The 23,962-nt window shown below is 33.7% G+C and carries 17 protein-coding genes and 1 riboswitch; of the genes, 3 read left to right on the plus strand and 14 right to left on the minus strand.

The window, feature by feature from the left end:
• Positions 1–55 precede the first annotated feature (55 nt).
• The 9 genes from AAYQ19_RS09755 to AAYQ19_RS09795 all read right to left on the minus strand — a co-directional run bounded on the left by AAYQ19_RS09755 (position 56) and on the right by AAYQ19_RS09795 (position 9,855).
• Complete coding sequence (locus AAYQ19_RS09755) at positions 56–568, minus strand: alpha/beta hydrolase (protein ID WP_343536034.1); 513 nt, start codon at positions 566–568, stop codon at positions 56–58.
• A gap of 89 nt (positions 569–657) precedes the next feature.
• Positions 658–1,830, minus strand: coding sequence for a trans-sulfuration enzyme family protein (locus tag AAYQ19_RS09760; RefSeq protein WP_343536035.1), 1,173 nt, complete (start codon positions 1,828–1,830; stop codon positions 658–660).
• Positions 1,831–1,935: 105 nt separating this feature from the next.
• The gene (locus AAYQ19_RS09765) at positions 1,936–2,361 is read right to left on the minus strand and encodes an OsmC family protein (protein ID WP_343536036.1); all 426 of its coding nucleotides are present in this window, start codon (positions 2,359–2,361) and stop codon (positions 1,936–1,938) included.
• A gap of 62 nt (positions 2,362–2,423) precedes the next feature.
• Positions 2,424–4,838, minus strand: coding sequence for a bifunctional aspartate kinase/homoserine dehydrogenase I (gene thrA, locus AAYQ19_RS09770; protein WP_343536037.1), 2,415 nt, complete (start codon positions 4,836–4,838; stop codon positions 2,424–2,426).
• 2 nt (positions 4,839–4,840) lie between these two features.
• On the minus strand, positions 4,841–5,824 hold the full coding sequence (locus tag AAYQ19_RS09775; RefSeq protein WP_343536038.1) for an alpha/beta fold hydrolase: 984 nt from the start codon (positions 5,822–5,824) through the stop codon (positions 4,841–4,843).
• Positions 5,825–5,903: 79 nt separating this feature from the next.
• Positions 5,904–6,012, minus strand: a riboswitch (SAM riboswitch).
• Positions 6,013–6,201: 189 nt separating this feature from the next.
• Positions 6,202–6,402 (minus strand): hypothetical protein, encoded by a 201-nt coding sequence (locus AAYQ19_RS09780; RefSeq protein WP_343536039.1) that lies wholly within the window; start codon positions 6,400–6,402, stop codon positions 6,202–6,204.
• 561 nt (positions 6,403–6,963) lie between these two features.
• Entirely contained in the window at positions 6,964–8,052 is a 1,089-nt protein-coding gene (locus AAYQ19_RS09785; RefSeq protein ID WP_343536040.1) for a homoserine dehydrogenase family protein, read from the minus strand.
• Between the two features lie 238 nt (positions 8,053–8,290).
• Positions 8,291–9,595, minus strand: coding sequence for an O-acetylhomoserine aminocarboxypropyltransferase/cysteine synthase family protein (locus tag AAYQ19_RS09790; protein ID WP_343536041.1), 1,305 nt, complete (start codon positions 9,593–9,595; stop codon positions 8,291–8,293).
• An 80-nt stretch (positions 9,596–9,675) separates the two neighbouring features.
• Positions 9,676–9,855 carry a hypothetical protein gene (locus AAYQ19_RS09795; protein ID WP_343536042.1) on the minus strand — a complete coding sequence of 60 codons (180 nt, stop codon included), beginning with the start codon at positions 9,853–9,855 and terminating at the stop codon, positions 9,676–9,678.
• A gap of 775 nt (positions 9,856–10,630) precedes the next feature.
• On the opposite strand from AAYQ19_RS09795, the gene metK reads away from it, so the two are divergent.
• On the plus strand, positions 10,631–11,881 hold the full coding sequence (metK, locus tag AAYQ19_RS09800) for a methionine adenosyltransferase (RefSeq protein ID WP_343536043.1): 1,251 nt from the start codon (positions 10,631–10,633) through the stop codon (positions 11,879–11,881).
• A gap of 70 nt (positions 11,882–11,951) precedes the next feature.
• Here metK and AAYQ19_RS09805 read toward each other — a convergent pair whose 3' ends face one another.
• The 4 genes from AAYQ19_RS09805 to AAYQ19_RS09820 all read right to left on the minus strand — a co-directional run bounded on the left by AAYQ19_RS09805 (position 11,952) and on the right by AAYQ19_RS09820 (position 19,536).
• Positions 11,952–13,418, minus strand: coding sequence for a M28 family peptidase (locus AAYQ19_RS09805; protein ID WP_343536044.1), 1,467 nt, complete (start codon positions 13,416–13,418; stop codon positions 11,952–11,954).
• 146 nt (positions 13,419–13,564) lie between these two features.
• The gene (locus AAYQ19_RS09810) at positions 13,565–15,808 is read right to left on the minus strand and encodes a hypothetical protein (protein WP_343536045.1); all 2,244 of its coding nucleotides are present in this window, start codon (positions 15,806–15,808) and stop codon (positions 13,565–13,567) included.
• A 92-nt stretch (positions 15,809–15,900) separates the two neighbouring features.
• Positions 15,901–18,588, minus strand: a complete 2,688-nt coding sequence (locus AAYQ19_RS09815) for a carboxypeptidase-like regulatory domain-containing protein (protein WP_343536046.1) — start codon at positions 18,586–18,588, stop codon at positions 15,901–15,903.
• Positions 18,589–18,618: 30 nt separating this feature from the next.
• Entirely contained in the window at positions 18,619–19,536 is a 918-nt protein-coding gene (locus AAYQ19_RS09820) for a GLPGLI family protein (protein ID WP_343536047.1), read from the minus strand.
• Positions 19,537–19,769: 233 nt separating this feature from the next.
• Between AAYQ19_RS09820 and AAYQ19_RS09825 the strand changes: the two genes are divergently transcribed.
• Positions 19,770–20,585 (plus strand): hypothetical protein, encoded by an 816-nt coding sequence (locus AAYQ19_RS09825; RefSeq protein WP_343536048.1) that lies wholly within the window; start codon positions 19,770–19,772, stop codon positions 20,583–20,585.
• A complete protein-coding gene (locus tag AAYQ19_RS09830) occupies positions 20,585–21,199 on the plus strand; it encodes a deoxynucleoside kinase (RefSeq protein ID WP_343536049.1) in 615 nt (204 codons plus the stop codon). The genes AAYQ19_RS09825 and AAYQ19_RS09830 overlap by 1 nt, the downstream gene beginning before the upstream one ends.
• A 108-nt stretch (positions 21,200–21,307) precedes the next feature.
• On the opposite strand, the gene AAYQ19_RS09835 is transcribed toward AAYQ19_RS09830, so the two are convergent.
• Positions 21,308–23,860, minus strand: coding sequence for a sodium-translocating pyrophosphatase (locus tag AAYQ19_RS09835; protein ID WP_343536050.1), 2,553 nt, complete (start codon positions 23,858–23,860; stop codon positions 21,308–21,310).
• Positions 23,861–23,962 lie beyond the last annotated feature (102 nt).

Below are 23,962 nucleotides of genomic sequence, written 5' to 3' on the forward strand. Positions count from 1 at the left end.
TTAATAATTTATTTTAATTTTGGTATTGGCAAAAATATACTTTTTGACGAATGAATTACAAAAAATTACTACAAATCAACAAAATATTCTGTTTCTTTAAATAGAGCTGATGATCCTCATTTTCAAAAATGTTATTCGTTAGTTTTAAATCTAAAGACCACTGCTGATTGGGCTTATTAAAATCATTACTGCCAAAATAAAGTTCAATTTCACAGTTTGGAATTTCAGTTTCAAAACGCAATCTTGTTGATGAAACAGCAATCAATTGGCTCGTTTTCAAACTTCTTAACGAAGCTTTCCAAGCAATTGTTCCGCCAATGCTGAAACCTAAAACGGCTACTTCTTCTTTTTCATAATCTAATAAATTGTTTACAGCCCTTTCAATCCCTCCGTTTAAAAATTGATTATGAATTTCCTTTTCATCAGCTGAAGAATCAATCTGAGCTAATTTTAAAACATCGTAATATTGGATCTCAAATTTAGGCTCTAAGATTTCTATATAATGCTGAATCCATTCTGGATTACCGCCAAATAAATCCGACAACAAAATCAATCTTGGTTTTATCATATTTAATCAAACTTCCAATTTTAGCAATTTCAAGATAACAAAAAAGGGCTATTTAAAACAAATAGCCCTTTTCATTTCATGATTATATTTTAAGATAATGCCTGATTCAAATCGGCAATTACGTCTTCTACATTTTCTAGTCCAACAGAAACACGAACCAGACCTTGCGTAATTCCAACCGCCAATTGATCTTCTTCAGACAATTTGCTGTGCGTTGTTGATGCTGGATGCGTAACAATTGTTTTTACATCCCCAATATTAGCAGAAAGCGAACATAATTTAATTTTGTTCAAAAAGTTTCGCCCTGCTTCAAGACCGCCTTTGATTTCAATCGCAATAATATTACCACCTAAAAGCATTTGTTTTTTGGCGATTTCATATTTTGGATGTGATTTCAAGAATGGATATTTCACACTGTTTACATTTGGGTGTGTTTCTAAAAATTCAGCCACTTTTAAAGCATTTTCGCAATGTCTGTCAACACGAACAGCTAAAGTTTCTAAACTTTTTGACAAAACCCATGCATTAAATGGCGACATTGCCGGTCCTGTATTTCTTGAAAACAAATAAATTTTACGAATTAGTTCAGCGTCTCCAACTGCGATGCCACCCAAAACACGACCTTGTCCGTCCATTAATTTTGTAGCCGAATGCACTACGATATGCGCTCCGTATTTGATAGGTTGCTGAATGTATGGAGTAGCAAAACAGTTGTCAATGATTAAAATCAGATTGTGTTTTTTTGCAATTTGACCCAACAATTCTAAATCAATTACATCTACACCCGGATTTGTTGGTGTTTCTGCATAAAGAATTTTAGTATTTGGCTTAATAAAGCTTTCAATTGTTTCTGGTTTATTAATATCGAAATACGAAGTTTCGATTTTCCATTTTGGAAAATACGTCATGAATAAAGCATGTGTAGACCCGAAAACACTTCCCGCCGAAACGATATGATCTCCTGATTCTAATAATCCAGCAAATGTAGAATAGATCGCCGCCATTCCCGTTGCAAAAGCATAACCCGCTTCGGCGCCTTCCATCGCGCAAACTTTGTCAACAAATTCTGTTGTATTTGGATTGCTGAAACGAGAATAAATATTGCGGACTTTCTCTTCCGTGAAAGAAGCTCTCATATCCTCTGCATCTTCAAATATAAAGCTTGATGATAAATACAAAGGAGTTGAATGTTCCTGGAATTGTGTTCTTTCTAAATGTGTTCTTATGGCTTGTGTTTCAAAACCAAATTCTTCTATATTCATTGTGTTGTTTTGTTTTTTTGTTTCAGGTTTCATGTTTCAAGTTGTTACCAAACTTAAAATTCAAACCGTTTAGAGAAATCCTCTAATTGACTTATTTTCTAATCATTACAAAGATTCGTTGTTTAAAACCACTTTGTATTTGATTGTTGCTGTTGGTTCAACTGTTTTGGCAACTGAACAATATTTCTCAAAAGAAAGTTGTGCTGCTTTTTTTGCTTTTTCAGGATTGATTTCTCCTTCCAAATAAAAAACCACATCGATTTCTTTAAAAGGTTTTGCTTCTTCGATTTGTACTCTTGTACCTTCAACTTCAGCATTAAAAGAAGTGATTTCCTGACGCTGTTTTTTCAAAATTGAAATCATATCGATAGCGCTGCATCCTGCAACTCCCATTAAAACTAATTCCATTGGACTTGCTCCCAAATCGCTTCCGCCAAATTCGGCTCTGCTGTCAACGTCAACTACGTGTCCGCGTTCATTTTTTACTTTGAAATGAAATGCGTCATTTACTCTGTTTAAAGTTACTTTCATTGTGTTGTTATTTTTTTGTTTTTTGTTTGAATTCAGATTTTAATCTAAAAATTAAAATTCAATTATCCTTTATCAGACAATCTCAAAATATCTCCGAAAACTCCTCTCGCCGTAACCGCAGAACCTGCACCGGCTCCTTGAATAACGATTGGACGATCTCCGTAAGATTCTGTGTAAATTTCGAAGAAAGAATCAGAACCTTTTAATCCGCCAAGAGCAGTGTCTTTTGGTACTGAAACTAATTTTACTTCTAAATTTCCTTTATCATTCTGCAAATCTCCAGACAATTCACCAATGTATCTCAACACGTGATTTGGCTGTTGTTCTGCTTTTATTTTCTCATAAATCGGATCAAATTCTTTCAATTTTGTCAAGAAATCAGAAACATTTCCTTCTCTTAAATGTTCCGGAATTAAATTCTGAATAGAGATTTCTTCAAACTCATTCTGTAAATCTAATTCTCTCGCCAAAATCAATAATTTTCTCCCCACATCATTTCCGCATAAATCCTCACGCGGATCTGGTTCTGTATATCCGTTATCAATTGCTTCTTGCAGAATTTCGCTGAACGGAGCATCTTTTGCAGAAAAATTATTGAATAAATAACTCAAAGTTCCAGAGAAAACTCCTTTGATTTTTGTGATGTTTTCACCAGAAAGATGCAATAATTTGATTGTATCAATTAAAGGTAAACCTGCACCAACATTGGTTTCGTATAAATAATTCTTTTGGTTTTCAGCCAAAGCTTTTCTTAATTCTTTGTAGAAACCATAGCTTAAAGTATTCGCAACTTTGTTTGACGAAATCAAATCAAAACTGCTTTCTACAAGCGGAATATAGTTTTCTACAAATGTTGCACTTGCCGTATTGTCTACTGCAATTAAATTCTCTAAATGATACTCATTTGCGTAAGCAATAATATCATTCAGTGTGTAAGCTTGTCCTTTAGTTTCAATGTCGTTTTTCCAATTTGAAGTTACGCCATTTTTATTTAAAAGCAGTTTTTTAGAATTGGCAATTGCAAAAACATTCAGTTTTACATCTTTACGTTTTTCAATTGACGAAGCCGACTCTAAAATTTGATTGATTAAAGTTCCACCAACTAATCCGTGGCCGAAAATCGCGATGTTGATTTTTTTAGAAACTCCAAAAATCTCTCCGTGAATTACGTTTAAGGCTTTGTTTAATTCTTCTTTTTTAACAACCAAACTCACGTTTTTACCCGTAACCGTGTTGTTGAATAAAATTGGAACAATTTTGTTTTTGATTAAAGCTGTATATGGTTTATGGAACGTACTTAAATCTTGTCCAATAATCGAAATTACCGAAACATTATCTGTTACCGTAATCTGGTTTACATCTTTAGAATAAAAGTCATTTTCGAACTCTTTTTCTAATTCAACCATTGCAAGTGTTGCTTTGTCTTTTGCTACAACCAATCCAATTCCTCTTTCAGAAGAACCTTGCGAAATGATACTTACGCTGATATTATGATCTCCCATTACTTTGAAAATACGAGCATCAACTCCCGCTTTTCCAAGTAATCCGCGTCCTTCAAGATTTACTAAAGAAACATCTTCTAAAACAGAAAGTGTTTTAATTCCTTCTTTTTGAGAATTTGACGTAATTAAAGTTCCGTGATTTTCGTGATTGAATGTATTTAAAATACGAAGCGGAATGTTTTTCTCCAATAATGGAATAATCGTTTTTGCATGCAGAATTGTTGCACCAAAATTTGCCAACTCATTCGCCTCATTAAACGACAAATATTCGATTTTTTTAGCATCAGCAACTAGATCAGGGTTCGCTGTGTAAATTCCGTCAACGTGCGTAAAATTTTGAAGCTCTTCAGCATTTAAATAATTCGCAATTAACGAAGCCGTATAATTACTTCCGTTTCTTCCTAAAGTTGTAGTGTCGTTATTGTTGTTTGAACCAATGAAACCTGTAACGATATTCACCGTTTCTCCATTATGAAGCTTGAAATAATTGATTACGTTTTTCTTTGAAAGTTGTTCCAAAGGTTGCGCATCACCAAATTTCGAATCAGTTTTTAATAATTCTCTTGTATCAACAAAATTCGCAGGAATTCCTTTTTCGATCAAAATCGCAGTCAATAATTTAGCCGAAAGCAATTCACCTTTCGACAGAATCTGATCTTTAATTTTACTGCTGTAATCGCCAATAAGGCTCACTCCTTCAAAAAGTTTATCCAAAATATTGAATTCTTCAGACAAATCAACTTCTGGATAATCTGAAGTTTGATACGCTTTGAAACTTTCCAATAATGGCTTATAATTTCCGTTTTTAGCGGCAATTCTTAAAATATCTTCTAATTCATCTGTCGCGTTACCGCGTGCAGAAACAACTACGGCAATTTGCTCGCCTTGATTTACTTTGTCTGAAATGATTGAAACGACTTTGTTAAGTCCTTCTCCATTCGATAACGATTTACCTCCAAATTTTAATACTTTCATTTTTATTTTGCTATTGTTTCTGCCTTAAAAATATCGGCAAGTAAATGATCTAATTGTTTGTACTCGATTAAAAAAGCGTCATGTCCGTGAACCGAATCAATCTCGCTGTAAAAAACATTGTCTTTAAACCTTTTTAATTCCTGATACGTTTCCAGGTTTTCTTTTGGCGTAAAAAACAAATCCGAATTGATTCCGATAATATGAATCGATGCCGGCGTTTTAGACATTAAGGTTTCAAAATCCTCACTATTTCGAGTAATGTCTATGGTTTTGAGCAATTGGTTCATCAATTTGTAGGATGCCAATTGAAATCTTTGTTGCAATTTTTTTCCGTGGTGTGCGAGCCAACTTTCGATATTAAAAATCAAAAGATCTTGATTGATGGTTCGCTGAAATTTTTCTTTGAATGATTCAGGAGATCGATAACAAAGCATCGCATGAATTCTGGCATCCTCAATTGGTCGGGATGAATTGTTCAGAATTTGTTCCTGCAGGTAACAATTTGCAATCATCCAGTCGGTCGATTTCCAGTCGGTTGCAATCGGAATTAAATGTTCTGTGATGTTTGGTTCCAATGCCAAGATTTCCCAAGCAATTCCGCCACCAACAGAACCGCCGATTACTGCAAATACTTTTTCAACGTTTAACGCTTTTAAACCTTTGATAAAAATGCGTGCAACATCTCTGGTTGTAAAATCCTGATAATTATCGATTAGAAATGAATCATTTCCGTTTCCTGGAACATTAAATGCTAAAACGGTGTATTTGTTGGTGTCAATTGTTTTTCCGTCGCCAATCAAATCATTCCACCATCCGTTTTCGCCAGTTACTTGCGCATTTCCTGTCAAAGCATGATTGACCAAAACAATTGGCGCTGTATGCAAAGGCAAGCCAGAAAGCGTAAAACTTAACGGTAATAATGAAAATATTGCACCACTTTCTGTGATGAAATCTTGAATTATAATAGGATTGGGTATATTTTCCAATTTCAAATCTTTTTATTATTGATTTGTATGTGGAAATATTAGAAAGAAAGTCTAGAGTTTGAAACTAGAAAAATTCTTGTTGTTATCTTTCCACGTTTGGGCGTGGTAGAATGCAGCACCTTCTTCGAATTAACGAAGGGTTGCTAAGGATTCATCGGGTCTAATCCCTCCTCCTTTCTTTATAACATTTTCAATACGTTTTTGAACTTAAAGGTGCAAATTAACTACTAATTTCTTAAACAAGCAAATTTTATCGAAACTGATTCTATAATTTCTTAAACATACTTAAATCAGAATTTATTATACGCAAAAAATTACCGAACAAACTGCCCAGTAAAATTAAGCGGGTTTTACCCTATTTTATGATGCTTTTTGATTTAGATAAAAAGCGTTTCATTTTCTTTTGAATACATCAAGAATAATAAAGAATTTGGTTCTTTTCTCACTTCTTTTTTATCTGTCTCCGTGATTCCGAAACTTGGGTGGATCAACTCATTTGTTGGAGGCGGATTGTTTCTTTCATTTTTGATGCTTTTGAAAGTTGAAATCTTTTTTCTTAAGTAGTTTAATGTGCTCATGATATTTAAGTTTAAGTTAGTTTGCGTTTTATAATCTTTACTTTTTCTTTAAATCTGTGTTATGGTAATCAAAATGAATAAAAAAACCCTTTTGGATTTTTAATACCAAAAGGGTTTAAGTTTTTATAGAAACTTATATATACTTTTAGTATCAACAGACGCATACACAAATACGTGCGACGTTAAACATCTTGTTCATCTGTAGGGACTTATTCATCTGTGATTTGAATTCTATTTTAATAAAATCTTGCATTTACTTTTCTTTAATAAACTTTTAGATTTGATTAAGATCTAAAAGGAAATAGTCATTTATTTTTTAACAATTAAGCGCCTGTTTTTAACATACCTTACTTGTCTTACAAATTTGCGACTTTTTTTTGAATAAACCAAGTTACAAAAGCTTATTTTTTCTAAAAAAACGTTAAAAAACATCTTTTTCTCGTCAAAAAACATCTTACAAAATCACATTTCAACAAAACAACAGTTTTATCCTACAAAAATTAACTAACTTTTTCTGTTTCAATCTTTCAAAGAACTTTTTTCCTAATATCGAAAAACCACTTAAAGCCAGACTGCTTCCTTATTTTTAATTTTTTCAGCAACTTTTAAAATATCTGCAATTATTCCTCTTGAAATTGCCTGTTTTGTAGGTGATGCGCTTTGTATTACAATTGGAACATTCGTATAAGATTGCGTATAAATTTCAAAAATGCTATCTGATCCTTTCAACTGACCAATTGCTGATGTAATAGGTTCTGAAACCAATTTCACCTCAAGCCTGTTTTTCGCAACATCAAATTCACCTACATATCGCAACACATGATTTTCGGCCTGAGTGATTTTTGCAATTTTATATGATTTGTCAATGGCCTCTTTATTTAATATTCCGTTTTTCTCTAAATGTTCTTCTTTTATAATAGGATTGATTTTTATATCGGCTAATTCGAACTCTCTTCCTATTTCGCGCGTCAAAATCAATAATTTTCGAGCGGTATCATTTCCTGACAAGTCTTCTTTAAAAGTAGAACGCATCAATCCGAGAAGGCTGGCATCTTTCAAAATAGCTGAAAAAGAATTTTCTTCTGCAGAATATCTATTGAACACATAACTCAGATGATCTGAAAAAACACCCCTGATCTTCGTGATTTTTTCGCCCGAATAATACAAATCTCTTAAAGTCTGCAAAACCGGAAATCCGGTATCAACTGAAGTTTCATACAAAAATTCCTTGTCGTACTTTTTTAGATTTTCTCTAAGCTTTTTATAAAGATCAATTGGAAGCGTGTTGGCTTTTTTATTTACTGCCACAATATTGAATCCGTTTTCAATCAGCGTATTATAATGACCAATGAGTTCATCACTAGCTGTCGCGTCAACAGCAATCAAATTCTCAAATTCATTTTCTTTTGCAAATTGAACAATATCTTCGACTCTAAAAGGAACGGCCAATTCTCTAAAATTGGTTTCCCACGAATACCCAACACCTTCCTTCTCAAAAAAAGCAACTGTTGAATTGGTTATTATTGGAAAATGAAAATCGACATTTTTGCTTTGCAGAAAAAACTCTTGACTTTCAATAATCTGATTGATTAAAGTGCTTCCGATGTTCCCAATCCCAAAAAGAATAATATTTATTTTAAGCTTTGACATAATTTCTCGCATTTTTTGTTTTTTACCATATAAGTAATATAAGTTCATTTTAGTAAAGATGCGCAATAACGACGCAAGCAATGCGTCCAAGTAAATCCTCCAAATTTGAGCGTCCACTTTAAATGGACTTATATTCCTTATATGGTTTAAAAATTTTATAGTGGTTTTATTCATAAAAAATCACCCTTAGCGGCACCACACCGCTAAAGGCAATTTTTCAAACAAAAAACAAAAAAACCTAATTTTTATTGATACTGTACTGCGCTTGCGTAATGCTTTCGAAAACAGTTTGCAAATCAGCAATTAAATCTTCAATATCTTCGATTCCAACAGAAAGTCGGATCAAATCTTTAGAAACTCCAGTTGCTAATTGATCCGCCTCAGACAATTGTTGGTGCGTCGTACTTGCTGGATGTATGATTAATGATTTTGTATCACCGATATTGGCTAACAATGAGAATAATTTAGTTTTGTCAACTACTTTTTTCGCTGCATCAAATCCGCCTTTTAATCCAAAAGTGATAATCCCGCTTTGTCCTTCTGGCAAATATTGTTTAGCTAAATCATGGTATTTGCTTGATTTCAATCCTGGATAATTTACCCAAACAACCTCATCTTGTTTTTCAAGCCATTCAGCCAAGGCCAAAGCATTTTCGCTGTGTTTCTTAATTCGGATTGGCAAAGTTTCTAATCCCTGAATAATCTGGAAAGCGTTAAACGGACTCAAGGCTGCCCCAAAATCACGCAATCCTTCAATTCTTGCTTTTGCAATAAAAGCGTCATTTCCAAGGGCTTCATGATAAACTAATCCGTGATATCCGGCAGAAGGCTCTGTAAATTCAGGGAATTTCCCGTTTGCCCAATCAAAATTTCCGGCATCGATAATAACGCCACCTAATGAAGTTCCGTTTCCGGCAATATATTTAGTCAAGGAATGAATTACAATATCGGCACCATATTTAATTGGGTTTAATAAATAAGGTGTCGCAACTGTATTATCTACTATAAACGGCACTTTGAATGCTTTGGCTTCCGCCGAAATTCCTTTTAAGTCCAAAACATCAAGTTTTGGGTTTCCTAATGATTCTACAAAAAACGCTCTTGTATTTTCTTTTGCAGCTTTAGTGAAGTTTTCTGGTTTTGAAGGATCTACAAAAGTGGTTGTAATTCCTAATCGTGGCAAAGTCACACTTAGCAAATTGTAAGTTCCGCCGTATAAACTATTTGAAGCAACGATATGATCGCCAGCTCTTAATAAAGTTAATAAAGTTGTAGAAATTGCCGATGCACCAGATGCTGTTACTACTGCTCCAATGCCACCTTCAAGCGCCGCAAGTCGTTGTTCCAAAACATCATTTGTTGGATTATTTAGACGTGTGTAAATAAATCCAGCTTCGGCAAGACCAAATAAATTGGCTGCATGATCTGCATTATTAAATACGTATGAAGAAGTTTGGTAAATTGGCACTGCTCTAGTTCCTGCGTTTTTAGTAACATCGTGTCCTGCGTGTAATGCGTTTGTTGCAAATTTTTGTGTACTCATGATTTCTTAGTTTTTTAGATATTGTTAATACTATATTATAGTGTAATTGATTTTTGAAATTATATTTGATTTGAATTGGCTTAAGCAAAAAAGTCTCCTTCTTCCAATTCATACATTTGAAGCAGCAATGATTTTTGATTTCTCGCATATTGTTCAGAATTTATTCTGCTCACTTCTCTCGAGATTTCTTCTGACTTATTATTGTTTTGAGAATCATTTCTCAATAAATATTCTACTGCTATGGAATTTAATGTTTTCATGATTTTAATTTTAAATGGTAAATAAAAAAGCCCTTTCGGATGGCGACCAAAAGGGCTTATAGTTGAAACTATAACAAAGATTTTATCTTTCACTTTTGGCAACAGCAAGTTGGGATGCACATTTGCATCATACTACAACACATCATATTTTTTCTTGCTATTGTTTTCATTTCAATTAAAATTATTTTTCTTTTTTTTAATTCGACTAATTCGATAGAGTAAATGTAATAAGTATTTTTTTATCTACCAAATTAAAAATCAAGTTTTATTTTCTTACCGTTTTAAATTCTGTTTGGACCAAAAAAAAACCTCTGCGGTCTGCAGAGGTTCTATATCTATTTTTTCTGAAAAAAAATCACAATAGTGTCTCTGCGGCATATTCCGGCATCATACAAGACATCATATTGCAAATTGTAAATTTCATTTTTTGTTTCTTTTTTATTTCAACGAGGCAAAGTTGAGAACTATTTTTGAATCTGCCAAACAAAATTTAAAATATTTTCCATTACCCTATCAGATTAGTATGCTACTGTTAAATTTCTCTTTAAAAAAATAAAAAAAGTTGAACTTTAATTTGGAAATCAAAATGGTTTTATACCTTTGCACCCGAATACAGAGGAAAAATTTGAACTGATTGCAACCTCTTCATAATGAAATGGTTCGTTATGAGTGCTGAGAGATTAATTTCGGCAGTAAAAAATGCTAAAGCAGACACTCTCCTTTAGCCCTTTTTAGCAATTATTTTCCTCGCTTAATTTTAAATTTAATCATTATTATGGCTTATTTATTTACGTCAGAATCTGTTAGTGAGGGGCATCCAGACAAAGTTGCAGATCAAATTTCGGATGCATTAATTGACAACTTTTTGGCTTTTGACGCTGACTCAAAAGTAGCTTGTGAGACATTAGTTACAACAGGTCAGGTAATTTTAGCAGGAGAAGTAAAATCAAATACTTATCTTGATGTACAGCAAATTGCACGTGAGGTAATCCGCAAAATTGGATATACTAAAAGTGAATATATGTTTGAAGCAAATTCTTGTGGAATTCTTTCAGCAATTCATGAGCAATCTGCAGATATTAACCAAGGTGTTGACAGAGCTAAGCCAGAAGAGCAAGGTGCTGGTGACCAAGGAATGATGTTTGGTTATGCTACAAATGAAACTGAAAACTTCATGCCATTAGCGCTTGATTTATCTCATAAATTATTACAAGAATTAGCAATTTTAAGACGCGAAAACAACGAAATAACGTATTTACGTCCAGATGCTAAATCTCAAGTAACTTTAGAATACAGCGACGATAACAAACCAACTCGTATTGACGCGATCGTTATCTCAACTCAACATGATGATTTTGATGAAGAAGCTGCAATGTTGGCTAAAATCAAAAAAGATATCGTTGAAATCTTGATTCCAAGAATTATCGCTAAAAACCCAAAACACGCTCATTTATTCAACGATAAAATCAACTACCACATCAACCCAACAGGGAAATTCGTTATTGGAGGACCTCACGGAGATACTGGTTTGACAGGAAGAAAAATCATTGTTGATACTTACGGTGGAAAAGGTGCTCACGGTGGTGGTGCATTTTCTGGAAAAGATCCAAGTAAAGTTGATAGAAGTGCTGCTTATGCAACGCGTCATATCGCTAAAAACTTAGTTGCTGCTGGTGTTGCTGACGAAATCTTAGTTCAGGTTTCTTACGCAATTGGAGTTGCTGAACCAATGGGAATTTTCATTGAAACTTACGGAACTTCAAAAGTAAACTTGACTAACGGTGAAATCGCTAAAAAAGTTGAAGCTATTTTTGATATGCGTCCTTACTTTATCGAGCAACGTTTGAAATTAAGAAACCCTATTTATAGTGAAACTGCTGCTTACGGACACATGGGACGTAAACCAGAAACTGTAACTAAAACTTTCTCTGCTCCAGGTGGAAACGAAAAAACAGTTACTGTAGAATTATTTACATGGGAAAAACTTGATTTTGTTGACCAAGTAAAAGCTGCATTTGGATTGTAATTCAATCTGAATCTTAAACATAAAAAACCCGATTTCGAATTGAAATCGGGTTTTGTTTTTTATTAGATGTTTATCTTTCTAATTGTACATTTGGTAATGTTTTAGGACGATTAGGATCATTTGATAAAATCCAGCCCGTTCTGTAAATCCACTCTGTCATTTTATGCAATTTTACAAAATCAATATTTTCAGATTCATCCATTGGCGTATGATATTGACTGTGTAAAACGCTGGTATAAAAAACTGAAGGAATTCCTTTTCTTGCATAAGGCAGATGGTCTGAACGGAAGTAAAAATATTCTGGATGTTCTGGTCTATCCCAAAGTTTATCCAAGTCGAATTTTGGTCCTTCGTCATTTGCTCTTTTAGCAATTGCTACCAAGTCTGAAGAGTTTTCATGAGGCGAAGACGAACCTAGCAAAGCCGCTTGATTTACATTATTTCTTCCAATCATATCTCCGTTCAAAACTGCGATAATATCTTTTTCTGGAACTGTAGGATGCGCTGCATACCATCTTGATCCTAATAAACCGCGCTCTTCTGAACCGTGAAACACAAATAAAGAAGTTCTTTTTCCCGGTTGTTGTTTATAAGCTCTCGCGATTGCCAACATTGCTACACACGTACTTGCATTGTCGTCAGCTCCATTATAAATAGAGTCTTGACCGTATTTTTGACGTACTCCATCGTGATCTTGATGTCCGCTGAAAAGCACATATTCATTTTTTAATTTAGGATCAGTTCCTGCAATTGTTCCCACAACATTTACTGAAGGATATTTATACGTTTCAGAAACAACCTCAGCAGACAACAAATCTTTAGTTGTTTTCAAATAATTCAATTGATCGCCGTGAACCCAGAAAACTGGCATTGTCGAACCAATTTTATCGCGGAAACCTTCAATTCCATAAATACCTCTTGTCATTTGCGGTTCCACTTGAGACCAGCTTTGTTCCGCTAATTCATCTGCAACCATAATAAGTGCGATTGCACCTTTTTTAACTACAAGATCATAATATTTATTTCGAACCAAACCTGGATAACGTCTGTCAAAAAGCGAAATATCATCCGCAATTCCTTCTTTTGAAGCTAATAAAACGACTGCTTTTCCTTTAACGTCAGCTTTCTCGATTTCTTCTTTTGTTGCCGCACCTAAATATACTAATGAACCTTCTACCTTAATATTAGTTGTTTCGGCTACCAATACTTCTTTCCAAAGTTTAAATTCTTTTTGTCCGATTTTAAATTTTGTATTTGGAGTCACTTGGTGTCTGTACAAATCAAAAAATTGAAAATAAGTTCCGTCATCTCCTGCTGGTGCCATTCCTGCTTCTTTTGCTTTATTCGCCAGCCACATTGATACTTTCAATTCATCTAGAGTACCTGCTTCACGGCCGTTAAAGTGGTCTCCGGCCATTTGATACATATCCGTTTTTAGATCTTTATCAGTTATTGCCGCAACTAATGGTTTTTTCACTGCCTGTGCAAAAGTCATTGCTCCAGAGGCAAGCAAACCAAGGATCATTTTGTTTTTCATGTGTTTTAATTTTATTAATCCAAACTTAATCATTTCACATCAAAATTTTTGGTTTTTTAACATCAAAAACAGTCTTTAATAGCAAATTTCAAACAAAAATGGCTGTCCATATAGACAGCCATTGCATTTTTCATAACTATTAAATTCTAATACGTTCCGTTTTGCATTTTGGATAAAGTATCACGAATATCAGCAGCCGTTTCTGGTTCTGTAACGGCGCTTAAGAATTTAACCGCTAAAGTTTGTGTTTCAATCGCTTTTTGTTTTTGACCATCTTTGTAATATAATTGTGCCAACGTATCTAAATAATACGGATTGTTCTTTGTAACTACCAAACTATATTCTGACCATTTAATCGCTTCTTTTAAAAAGTTAGCATTTTCAGGTTTCAGCACTGTTTCCCACGCCGCATTGTTACACAAATTGGAGTGATAATCTTTAAAAGAATTCCATCCGTCATACTGGTAACTAGAAGTTGGATCTAATGAAGAATATATTTCATCCAATTTTTCAATTGGATTTGCAGTGGCTAAATTTGTATCAAAATAAGTACTGAATTCCTTTAAATAATTAGCTTTTGAATCTTCTTCCATTTGGCTTAGGTAATCAAAATAATTTCGGTAAGATTCAAAATTTCCTTTTCCTGAAGCAATTATCTTTTTATAAACCTTAATATTTCTGTCCTTATTCACATCCGAAGAAGATTTATCTTGAGCGACATAAGTATTCGACTGCAAAGCCGAAGAAATTTCAGAAATCACATTTCCTAAATTGTGTACTTCTCCTTCTTTATTATTGAACTCAACACGATTCTCTTCAATTCTATCGGCATGTTTCAAAAGATAATCTATAGCCAGAAAATCAGTATCATTCAAAACTCTTTCTTCATTAAAAAGCTGTTTTGTAAAACCTTGATTTTTGATTTCTCTCGTAATTGTTTCCACCAAATACATATCTGGTTTTGTATCTTTTTGATGCGCTTCGATTACGTTTTTCCATATTTGGGCAACTTCTTTCTTATCGACAGAAGATTTTGTCACGACAAAATCTGTAGAATTAGGATCAGTTACTGCATCATCTGAATCATAATCGTATGAAATTTCTAAAACTGCGGCTCTATTAAAAGCTCTTATCAAATCAGCATCCGTTGCTTTTTTGTTTTTGAATGTTTTGTTTATGTAAACAAAAGCATTGGCACGTTGCAACTTTTTATACAAATCTCCATAATAACTAAACTGATAACTCTTGTCTGACAAATCAGATTTGGCTTTCGCCAAAATATCGCCTTCACCATTTAAAACCAATACAGCAGGATCATCAGTTATCTTATTATTTTTTAGCCATTTTTTATCATCGGCTCCAGCAAAATAATAATTATAAACATCGTAAACTGGGTTGTATGCATCGTACATATTATATCCAGCTTGGGTTTCTTGATCTTTTACAAAGGCATCAAAATTCTCTTTTGCAAGTTTATCTTTGCTATTAGCATAAAACATTAAAAATTTGAGTTTTGCCTCTTTTGTTGCTGCTAATGCATTTTTTAGATTATTCTCTATTTTTAATTTAAAATCATATTGCGCAGGAACGGCAGGAGGTGCAACTGCATAATCTACGACGGCTGCGCTATCAACTACCATGGTATCTGAACCATAATCTTCGGTAGCCAAAACAGGTTCTTTTCCTGGATAAGACCAATTTGAGATTAATTGGTTTTCAAGAGGAATTACTTTCTTTACTTTTTCTGGCTGTGTATTTTTTTCATTTACAAATACTAATGGATCCTTTCCTGATTGTTCAGAAACTTTTAATTCATTTGTTTTTCTATCAAAAAAACCTGTAATTTTTAAATCACTTAGAAGTGCAAAATCATATTTTATTGTTACCTCAGAAACATCTTTTGGCAATGCATATTTGCAAACATTACTTTTGCCATCATAATTTTCATAAACCAGATATAAATAATCGGTTTTTTCGATATCAAATTCTAAATCTGCTTTTTCCCAATTCGGATCAAGTTTGGTTTTAATATCAGAAAGTTTTTGATAGACAACATCTTCATTTCCTTTTTGTGTTCCTATATAAAAAGAATAATACGATGGATCTGAAAACTTGATTTTAATTTTTTTTGCCTTTTTATCGGTTGCAAAAGCAAGATCAAAACCGTTTTCAGCATTTTCTTTCTGAATAAAGATTAAAGAATCACCTTTGATTTCATAATTACCTGTATAAAAAACCAGCTCGTATTTATTATCATCTAACAAGTTCAGCTTGATTTTTCCACCTTTATTAGTGGATAAATACGTTCCTTTTTCGATTCCGTTTGTCTGAGAAAAGGAAACAAATATTCCTGAAAACAAGAGCAATAAGCTCCAAATAAAATTGCGCATAGCTATTAATTTTTACTGCTGATATTGAGCGCAAAGATATTTGATTCTTACGAAATAAAGCATCAAAAAGGCAAATTTTTGCAATTAAAATACTACAAATTATATTTCATTGAAAAGATGATGTAACGAGGCTGAACGGTATATTGCGAAACTCGCGTAGAAAACTGCGAGAAGCTGTCGTCATTAAGATACGTTGTGTTCAACAAGTTGGTTGCCGAAACTTTGTATTCCCATTTACTGTCTTTTTTCTGATAAACTAAACTCGCACTTAAAAAATCATATTCGTTATCAACTGTTTTGTTTCCATTATAATAGTGATAGAATTCATACTCTGAAACAAATGAAAAACTGTTCCAGAAATAATAATCCAATCTCGCAAAAGGTTTATCTGTATAATAAGTCGAACCACTATACTGATTGATCAAAGCATTATATCCAACTTCTAAATTCGGCAAATTTTTATAATTTGTTGCCGCTTTGACCGTATAACTTTGGGTAAAACTTTCGGTTGTGGCTAAAACATTATTCTGAATATTATTGAATTTTGACCAATTCAAACTTGCCGTTGCCGATGCTTTGTAGTTCTTTAAAAAAGAACGCCCATAGCTTCCCATTCCGCTTAAAGTTTCATCGGCTAAATTAGAATTATACGGAACTGAAGATTGATTAATTCCGTCAAAATTAGCTTTCGTTTTTATTGCATCTACTTTTTTAGTGTAAGTCGCATTGGCAAAAATATTTTCAAAATTGAACATATTGTATTTAAAATAACGAAGCGAATGTACTTGTGAAGTCGCATTTTCTAAGAAACGATTTCCTCTAAACAAACTGCTGTAATCTGACAAAACATAACCCGAAGCTAGTTGATTGATATCAGTAAAATCATTTGATAATGAGAAATTATAAGTTAATGTTTCTGATTTTTTGATTTGGTACAAAGCGAAGAAATCAGGCAGAAACTTTGTGAAACTTTGTGAATAATCTGTTCCCAATTGCGCATTTGTCATATTGTAAGAATGCAGGCTTACTCCTGGCGTAAAAGTAAATTTTCCTGTCAGGATTTTGTAATGAAATCCTAAAAATGCATCATTAAATCGATAATCAACATCGTTATTATTTTCTGGCTCATTCAAGTCGTTTTTATCTCCGTTGTCCAACATTTGGAAAATATGAGAATTGAAATTTTGGTAGGAATACGTATTTCCTACAGTAACATTGAAATTACTTTTTGGCGTCACCATATAATAGTAATCCAATTTTGCATCAACTTTATTTGTTTTCACAAAACGATCCTGATTCAAGTCATTTCGATTTTGTCCTGAAATATATCCAGCCAAATCAAAAGGTTGTGAACGCAAATTGGCATTATAAAATGGATTTTCGTCTTGATACAAATGTTGCATTTCGAAAGCAAAAATGTTTTTATCGCTTTGTGTATAATACAAACTTAAATTCTGATTTACCGATGTTGGATCTTGCTTTTTCTGTGTCAAAATAGTTTCTAAAGAAGAAACATTGCTCACAACCGATTCACGAAGCAAATCGGTATCTTCATCTTGTTTTGATAATTTGGTCAAAATATCATAGTCAAACTGAAACTTGTCATTTGGCTTATAACTCGAACTCAATTTAAAAAGTCCAAGATTATTTTTTTGATGTGTATTTTCATCACGTTTTTGCTGATCGCCAGAATCCAAAATTGTGGTTTGTGATTTGGTTTCTAAATCTGTTTTTGAAACCGAAAGAATTCCGAAACCACTAATATTCCAAGCTTTTGTTGGATTATACGAAAAATTCGTTGCGCCAAATTTGGTTTCGATTTCCTTAGCACGATTATTTCTTAAAACGGAAATTCCCAAATCATTTGAGGAAACATTAAAGTTGCTTCCGCCCTTTTTCATCATGTTTTTGAAACCTCCGGTAAATTTGAAATAATCCTGCGCCGTAAGAGGCAATTCGCCAATATTATTAAAATTGGTGATTAAGTTAATACTGTATTTTGGGCTGTAATAAAACAACTTCGGATTAATAATATAACGACTGTCAAGCTCTGCAACGCCAATTCCGGCAGTAACATCACCAAACCAGAAATTCTTTTTGCCTGACTTTAATTTGATGTTCATCGCTACATTATCTTGATCATTTTCCAAACCTTTCAATTGGCTTACTTCATTATAATTTCTAAGAACCTGAACTTTGTCAATTGCATCTGCAGGAATATTTTTAACGCCGAGTTTGGTATCTCCGTCAAAAAAATCTTTTCCTTCTACCATTAGTTTGCTGACTTTTTTTCCTTCGACTTCAATTTCTCCGTCGGCATTAACCTCAACGCCAGGCAATTTTTTCAAAACATCTTCCAGTTTTTTTTCTGTTCCCGATTTAAAAGAATCGGCATTATAAACAATCGTGTCTCCTTTTATAGAAACTGGCATTTCTCGAACAATTTCAACGCCTTCCAATTCTATTCCAGCGCCATCCATAACGATATTCTGAACCATATTTTCTGTATTGGTCGAAACTGCCATTTCTTTAGACTTCATTCCCAAATAACTTATTTTAATGGTATAAGAAGTATTTGGCTTTAAAGTAAGCTGAAATTTACCCTTATCATTTGTAATGCCATAAGAATCCATTGCTTTTGTACCGTTATTGACTGCCATAATATTGGCCATTTCCAACGGATTTTTTTGCTCGTCTTGAATAATCCCATCAAAACGAACGGTTTGCGCAAAAGTTATCGAGGTCATTAAAAAAATGACGAAAAAAAGTATATTTTTCATGGAGAAAATCTAAAGGATGATATGCAAAAATTATCGTCTGATCATTACTGGACCACCACCCGGACCGCCATCACGACCACGGTTCATTTCTCTGAATTCTTCCATTTTTTTGATTACGGTTTCGTCATAATCTTTCTGAGAAATTACTTTTCCTTTTGTAGGTGCTTTTATTTCAACTTTATCTTTGGCGTTCAAAACAATTTTTGAACATAAAATAGTGGTTCTTCCGTCATTTACTTCCAAAATCAAACCTGGCAAACCCCAATAATTTTCTGGTCCTTGGTTCACTGGAATTTCTGGAGAATACCAAGCGGTAATGATAATTTCCTTCGGAATTTCGAAGTTGTCTTGAAAATTTGTTTTCGTTTCGCCCGAAGTTTTCTTCACATCATCTTTCTTCTCTTCTGGCTTTTTATCGTCGTTGTTTTTTGGTCTGAAGTTTCTGAAATCGGTTTTGCTGGCTTCTTTTATGGCCGTGGCTTTATAGCAAGTATAACCACCAATTTGTTTGGTTTCAGATTCCATTTTCCAATTTAATTTTGGCAAAGAATCCACAACCAGAAATTCTTTTCCCATGAATTCTTTGTCAACTGTATAGGATTTGCTTTTTACATTTTTATAAAAAGTGCCACCACCACCCATGAACGAATTCATCATGATGCGCATGCCTCCACCTTGTTGTCCTGGAGCTTCCAGTTTTTCTTCTTCTTTATAAATAGAAGCCGATTTATCAAAATTTAAAATAAACGTTTTTTCAAGCATTTTTTTCATTCGCTCTTCCATTGTTTTCTGCATTTCTGGCGTAATGTCGCGATTTCCCGGTCTCATTCCGTCAAATTTTGGAGCTTGGGTTTTTGACTCATAAACAGCCATTCCCTGAAAATCTTTTTGCGCCTGCATTTGAGAAAAAACAAGCATTAAAGACATATAAAAAAACACTTTTTTCATTTTCATTTTATTTAAATTGGTAAATCCTATAAAACTTACACTCAAATGTATTATTTATTTTAAAATACTAAAAATATAATATATCAGTTCTCTTAAGGCATAGACAAAATGCACTATTATTTAGACTATTACGTTTTAAAAAGGTTTAAATTATAAAATCGGCAAAAACGCACTTTTTTAGTCCTCAATAATGCAGTTTTTTGTAATTTGGCTCTACAGAAACCCAAAAAATCATGACCAAAAAGGCACTTACATTTCTATTTTTTGTTTTAATGTCCGGTTTTCCGTCTGTTCTTTTGGCACAAAATTTAAAAATAAATCCGGTTTCAATTTCTCAAACAGTTCTTAATGCCGATACTTTTTTAGGCTATGATTCATTTGGTTTTATGTATCAGATAAACAACAATGTTTTCAGCAAAATCAAAGGGAAAGAGGTATTTGAATACAAAAATGTTTCTTTAGGAAGCATTACAAGAACCGACCTGCAGAATCCGCTGAAAATGGTTTTGTATTATGAAGATTTCAATTCGGTTGTTTTATTGGACAATCAGTTAAATAAAATTACCGAAATCAATTTTACATTAAACGCTACGCCAATAGTTGTAAGCGCCATAGGAATGTCAACACAAAATCAATTATGGATTTACAATACATTGAACCAACAAATTGGATTGTTTGATTATTTAAAAAACGAATATAAAACAGTTTCAATTCCACTAACAGAAACGATCAAGTATTACCACACTGATTTCAATACTTTTTATTGGATTGATAAAAAAAACAACTGGTTTTCATGTGATATTTTCGGAAAAATTACCAGTCTTGGAAATATCCCAGATTTTGACAAAATCGAAATAATTGATGCGCAAAAATACATTTTCAGCAAAGGTAATCACTTGTATTTAAGAGACATTAGCAAAGAGAAAACGGATGTAATTTCTGAAATTGAAATTTTACAAAAATCGTTTGATAATTTCTATTACAAAGACCAAATTTTATCTATTTTTACAGCTAAAGAAATTGTAAATTATAAAATCGTAACACCGTAATGCACATAGCAATAGCAGGAAATATAGGCGCAGGAAAAACTACCTTGACTAAATTATTAGCCAAACATTTTAAATGGGAGCCTCATTACGAAGATGTGGTTGACAATCCATATCTAGACGATTTTTATCATCAAATGGAGCGTTGGTCGTTCAATTTGCAGATTTATTTCTTGAATAGCCGTTTTCGTCAGGTGCAGCAAATTCGCGAAAGCGGGAAAAAAATCATTCAAGACAGAACGATTTATGAAGATGCTTACATCTTTGCTCCTAACTTATATTCTATGGGTTTGATGACGAGTCGTGATTTTGAAAATTATACTTCGTTGTTTGAATTAATGGAATCGCTAATAAAGGCACCAGATTTATTGATTTATTTGAGAAGTTCTATCCCGAATCTTGTTGGGCAAATCCACAAACGCGGACGCGAATATGAAAACTCAATTTCAATTGACTATCTAAGCCGTTTGAACGAAAGATATGAAGCGTGGATTCAAACTTATACAAAAGGAAGATTATTAATCATTGATGTTGACAATATTAATTTTGTTGACAATCCTGAAGACTTAGGAAATATCATTAATAGAATTGATGCTGAATTGAACGGGTTGTTTTAGAACATCAATTTATCCGAAATACAAAAAAGCCTCTAAAATTTTTAGAGGCTTTTTTTATTTTAAGCAACTTTGTCAAGTTTAAAACTTTGACAAAGTTATCAGTAATCATTATTTTACAGCATCAATTTTAGCTTTTACTTCTTCTTCAGTTCCTTCGTAAACTTCGGTTGTGGTTTTGCCATTTTCAGTTTTTGTAACAGTTCCAATGGTTTTTCCGTTTTCTTTTCTCAGTTCTACTTTAAGGGCTTTTTTCTCATATTTGCTTGTATCAAAACAATCTGTTTTTTGGTGCATATATTTTCCGTTTGCATCATAATGTGCTAGGCATTTTGCAGTTTCTTCTGCTGTACATCCTTTTTCTTTACACATTTTAATACATTCTTCTTTAGTCATTCCAGACAAATCGCCACATTTAGAAACACCATCTGCGTGCATTTCCATTTTTACACAACAAGAACCTTTTTCTGCCATACCTGCTGTCGCATGTCCCTCACCTAAAATTGGTGCAACAACTAATCCGATCAAGCAAGTTAATTTGATTAAGATGTTCATTGATGGTCCTGAAGTATCTTTAAATGGATCTCCAACAGTATCTCCAGTAACTGCTGCTTTATGCGCGTCAGAACCTTTATAAGTCATTTCACCGTTGATCATTACGCCAGCTTCAAAAGATTTTTTAGCATTATCCCAAGCACCTCCGGCATTGTTTTGGAAAACTGCCCAAAGCACCCCAGAAACCGTAACTCCAGCCATATATCCTCCTAACATTTCAGCAATAAGTTGATTATTGTCTGCGTAAACTAACTTCCCAATCAATACAATTGCAATAGGAAAACCAATTGTCAAAATTCCCGGAAGCATCATTTCGCGTAAAGCGGCTTTTGTAGAAATTTCAACGCATTTTCCATATTCAGGCTTTCCAGTTCCTTCCATAATTCCTGGAATTTCCTTGAACTGACGACGCACTTCGTAAACCATATCCATTGCTGCTTTTCCAACAGAATTCATAGCTAAAGCTGAGAAAACTACCGGAATCATTCCTCCGACAAACAACATTGCCAAAACTGGTGCTTTGAAAATATTGATTCCGTCAATTCCTGTAAACGTAACGTACGCAGCAAATAAAGCCAATGAAGTCAAAGCTGCAGAAGCAATTGCAAATCCTTTTCCTGTTGCTGCGGTTGTATTTCCAACTGAATCTAAAATATCGGTTCTTGTACGAACTTCTTTTGGCAATTCGCTCATTTCAGCAATTCCTCCTGCGTTATCAGAAATTGGTCCGAAAGCATCGATTGCTAATTGCATAGCTGTTGTTGCCATCATTGCAGAAGCCGCTAAAGCAACACCATAAAATCCAGCTAAAGCATAAGAAATCCAGATTGCTACAGCAAACAATAATACCGTTGGAAAAGTAGAAATCATTCCGGTTGCTAAACCTGCAATAACGTTTGTTCCTGCTCCTGTCGATGATTTTTGAACAATTGCCAAAACTGGTTTTGTTCCTAATCCTGTATAATATTCTGTTACTGACGAAATAGCGCCACCAACAACTAAACCTACTAATGTTGCATAGAAAACACGCATTGAAGAAATTTGCTGTGATCCTTCTCCAAAGAATTCCATTGTCATTACTTCTGGCAACATATGTTGCACCAAAAAGAAACAAGCAATTGCAGTTAAACCAATGGAAACCCAGTTACCTATGTTTAATGCTTTTTGTACTTGCGCTTCTCTGGCATTATCATCTGAAATTTTTACCAACATCGTTCCGATAATCGAAAACAAGATTCCGAAACCAGCAATTGCCATTGGAAGCAAAATAGGTCCGATTCCGCCGAAAGCATCGTTAATGCTTCCACCCATATCTTTTATTACATAATTCCCTAGAACCATTGCAGCTAAAACCGTCGCAACATAAGAACCAAATAAATCAGCTCCCATACCCGCAACGTCTCCCACGTTATCACCTACGTTATCTGCAATTGTAGCAGGATTACGCGGATCATCTTCTGGGATTCCGGCTTCAACTTTACCTACTAAATCAGCACCAACATCGGCCGCTTTTGTGTAAATTCCGCCTCCAACGCGAGCAAACAAAGCGATTGATTCTGCACCAAGTGAAAATCCTGCTAGAGTTTCTAGAACAACAGTCATTGTATCGGTATCTTTCCAAACTCCGCCAGAAAATAAATTAAAGAAAATGATAAAGAAAGCTGTTAGACCTAAAACAGCTAAACCTGCAACGCCAAGTCCCATTACAGTTCCTCCGCCAAAAGAAACTTTTAAAGCTTGAGGCAAGCTTGTACGTGCAGCCTGAGTAGTTCTAACGTTTGTTTTGGTTGCTATTTTCATTCCGATATTTCCAGCATAAGCCGAAAATAATGCTCCAAAAATAAATGCTACTACGATTAATAAATGGGTTTTTACTCCCGGAATAAAAGTAATTCCTGCCAAAGCTAAACTGGCAATAATTACGAAGATGGTTAATAGTTTGTATTCGGCTTTGAGGAAGGCTAAGGCTCCTTCGTAGATGTAATCTGAAATCTCTTTCATCTTACCGTCTCCAGCGTCTTGTTTTAAAACCCAAGTCCTTTTTATTCCCATGAAAAGTAATCCTAAAACTGCCATAATAATTGGCAGGTAAATCATAAATGCATTCATAATATTTTAATGGTTTTGGTTAATAGTCAACAATCTAACTAAAACGAATTTAAACAAAAAAGCAATACTCCTAACGAAGTATTGCTTTTTTTATAAAATATG

The sequence above is a fragment of the Flavobacterium mesophilum genome, from assembly GCF_039581405.1.
GTDB lineage: Bacteria > Bacteroidota > Bacteroidia > Flavobacteriales > Flavobacteriaceae > Flavobacterium.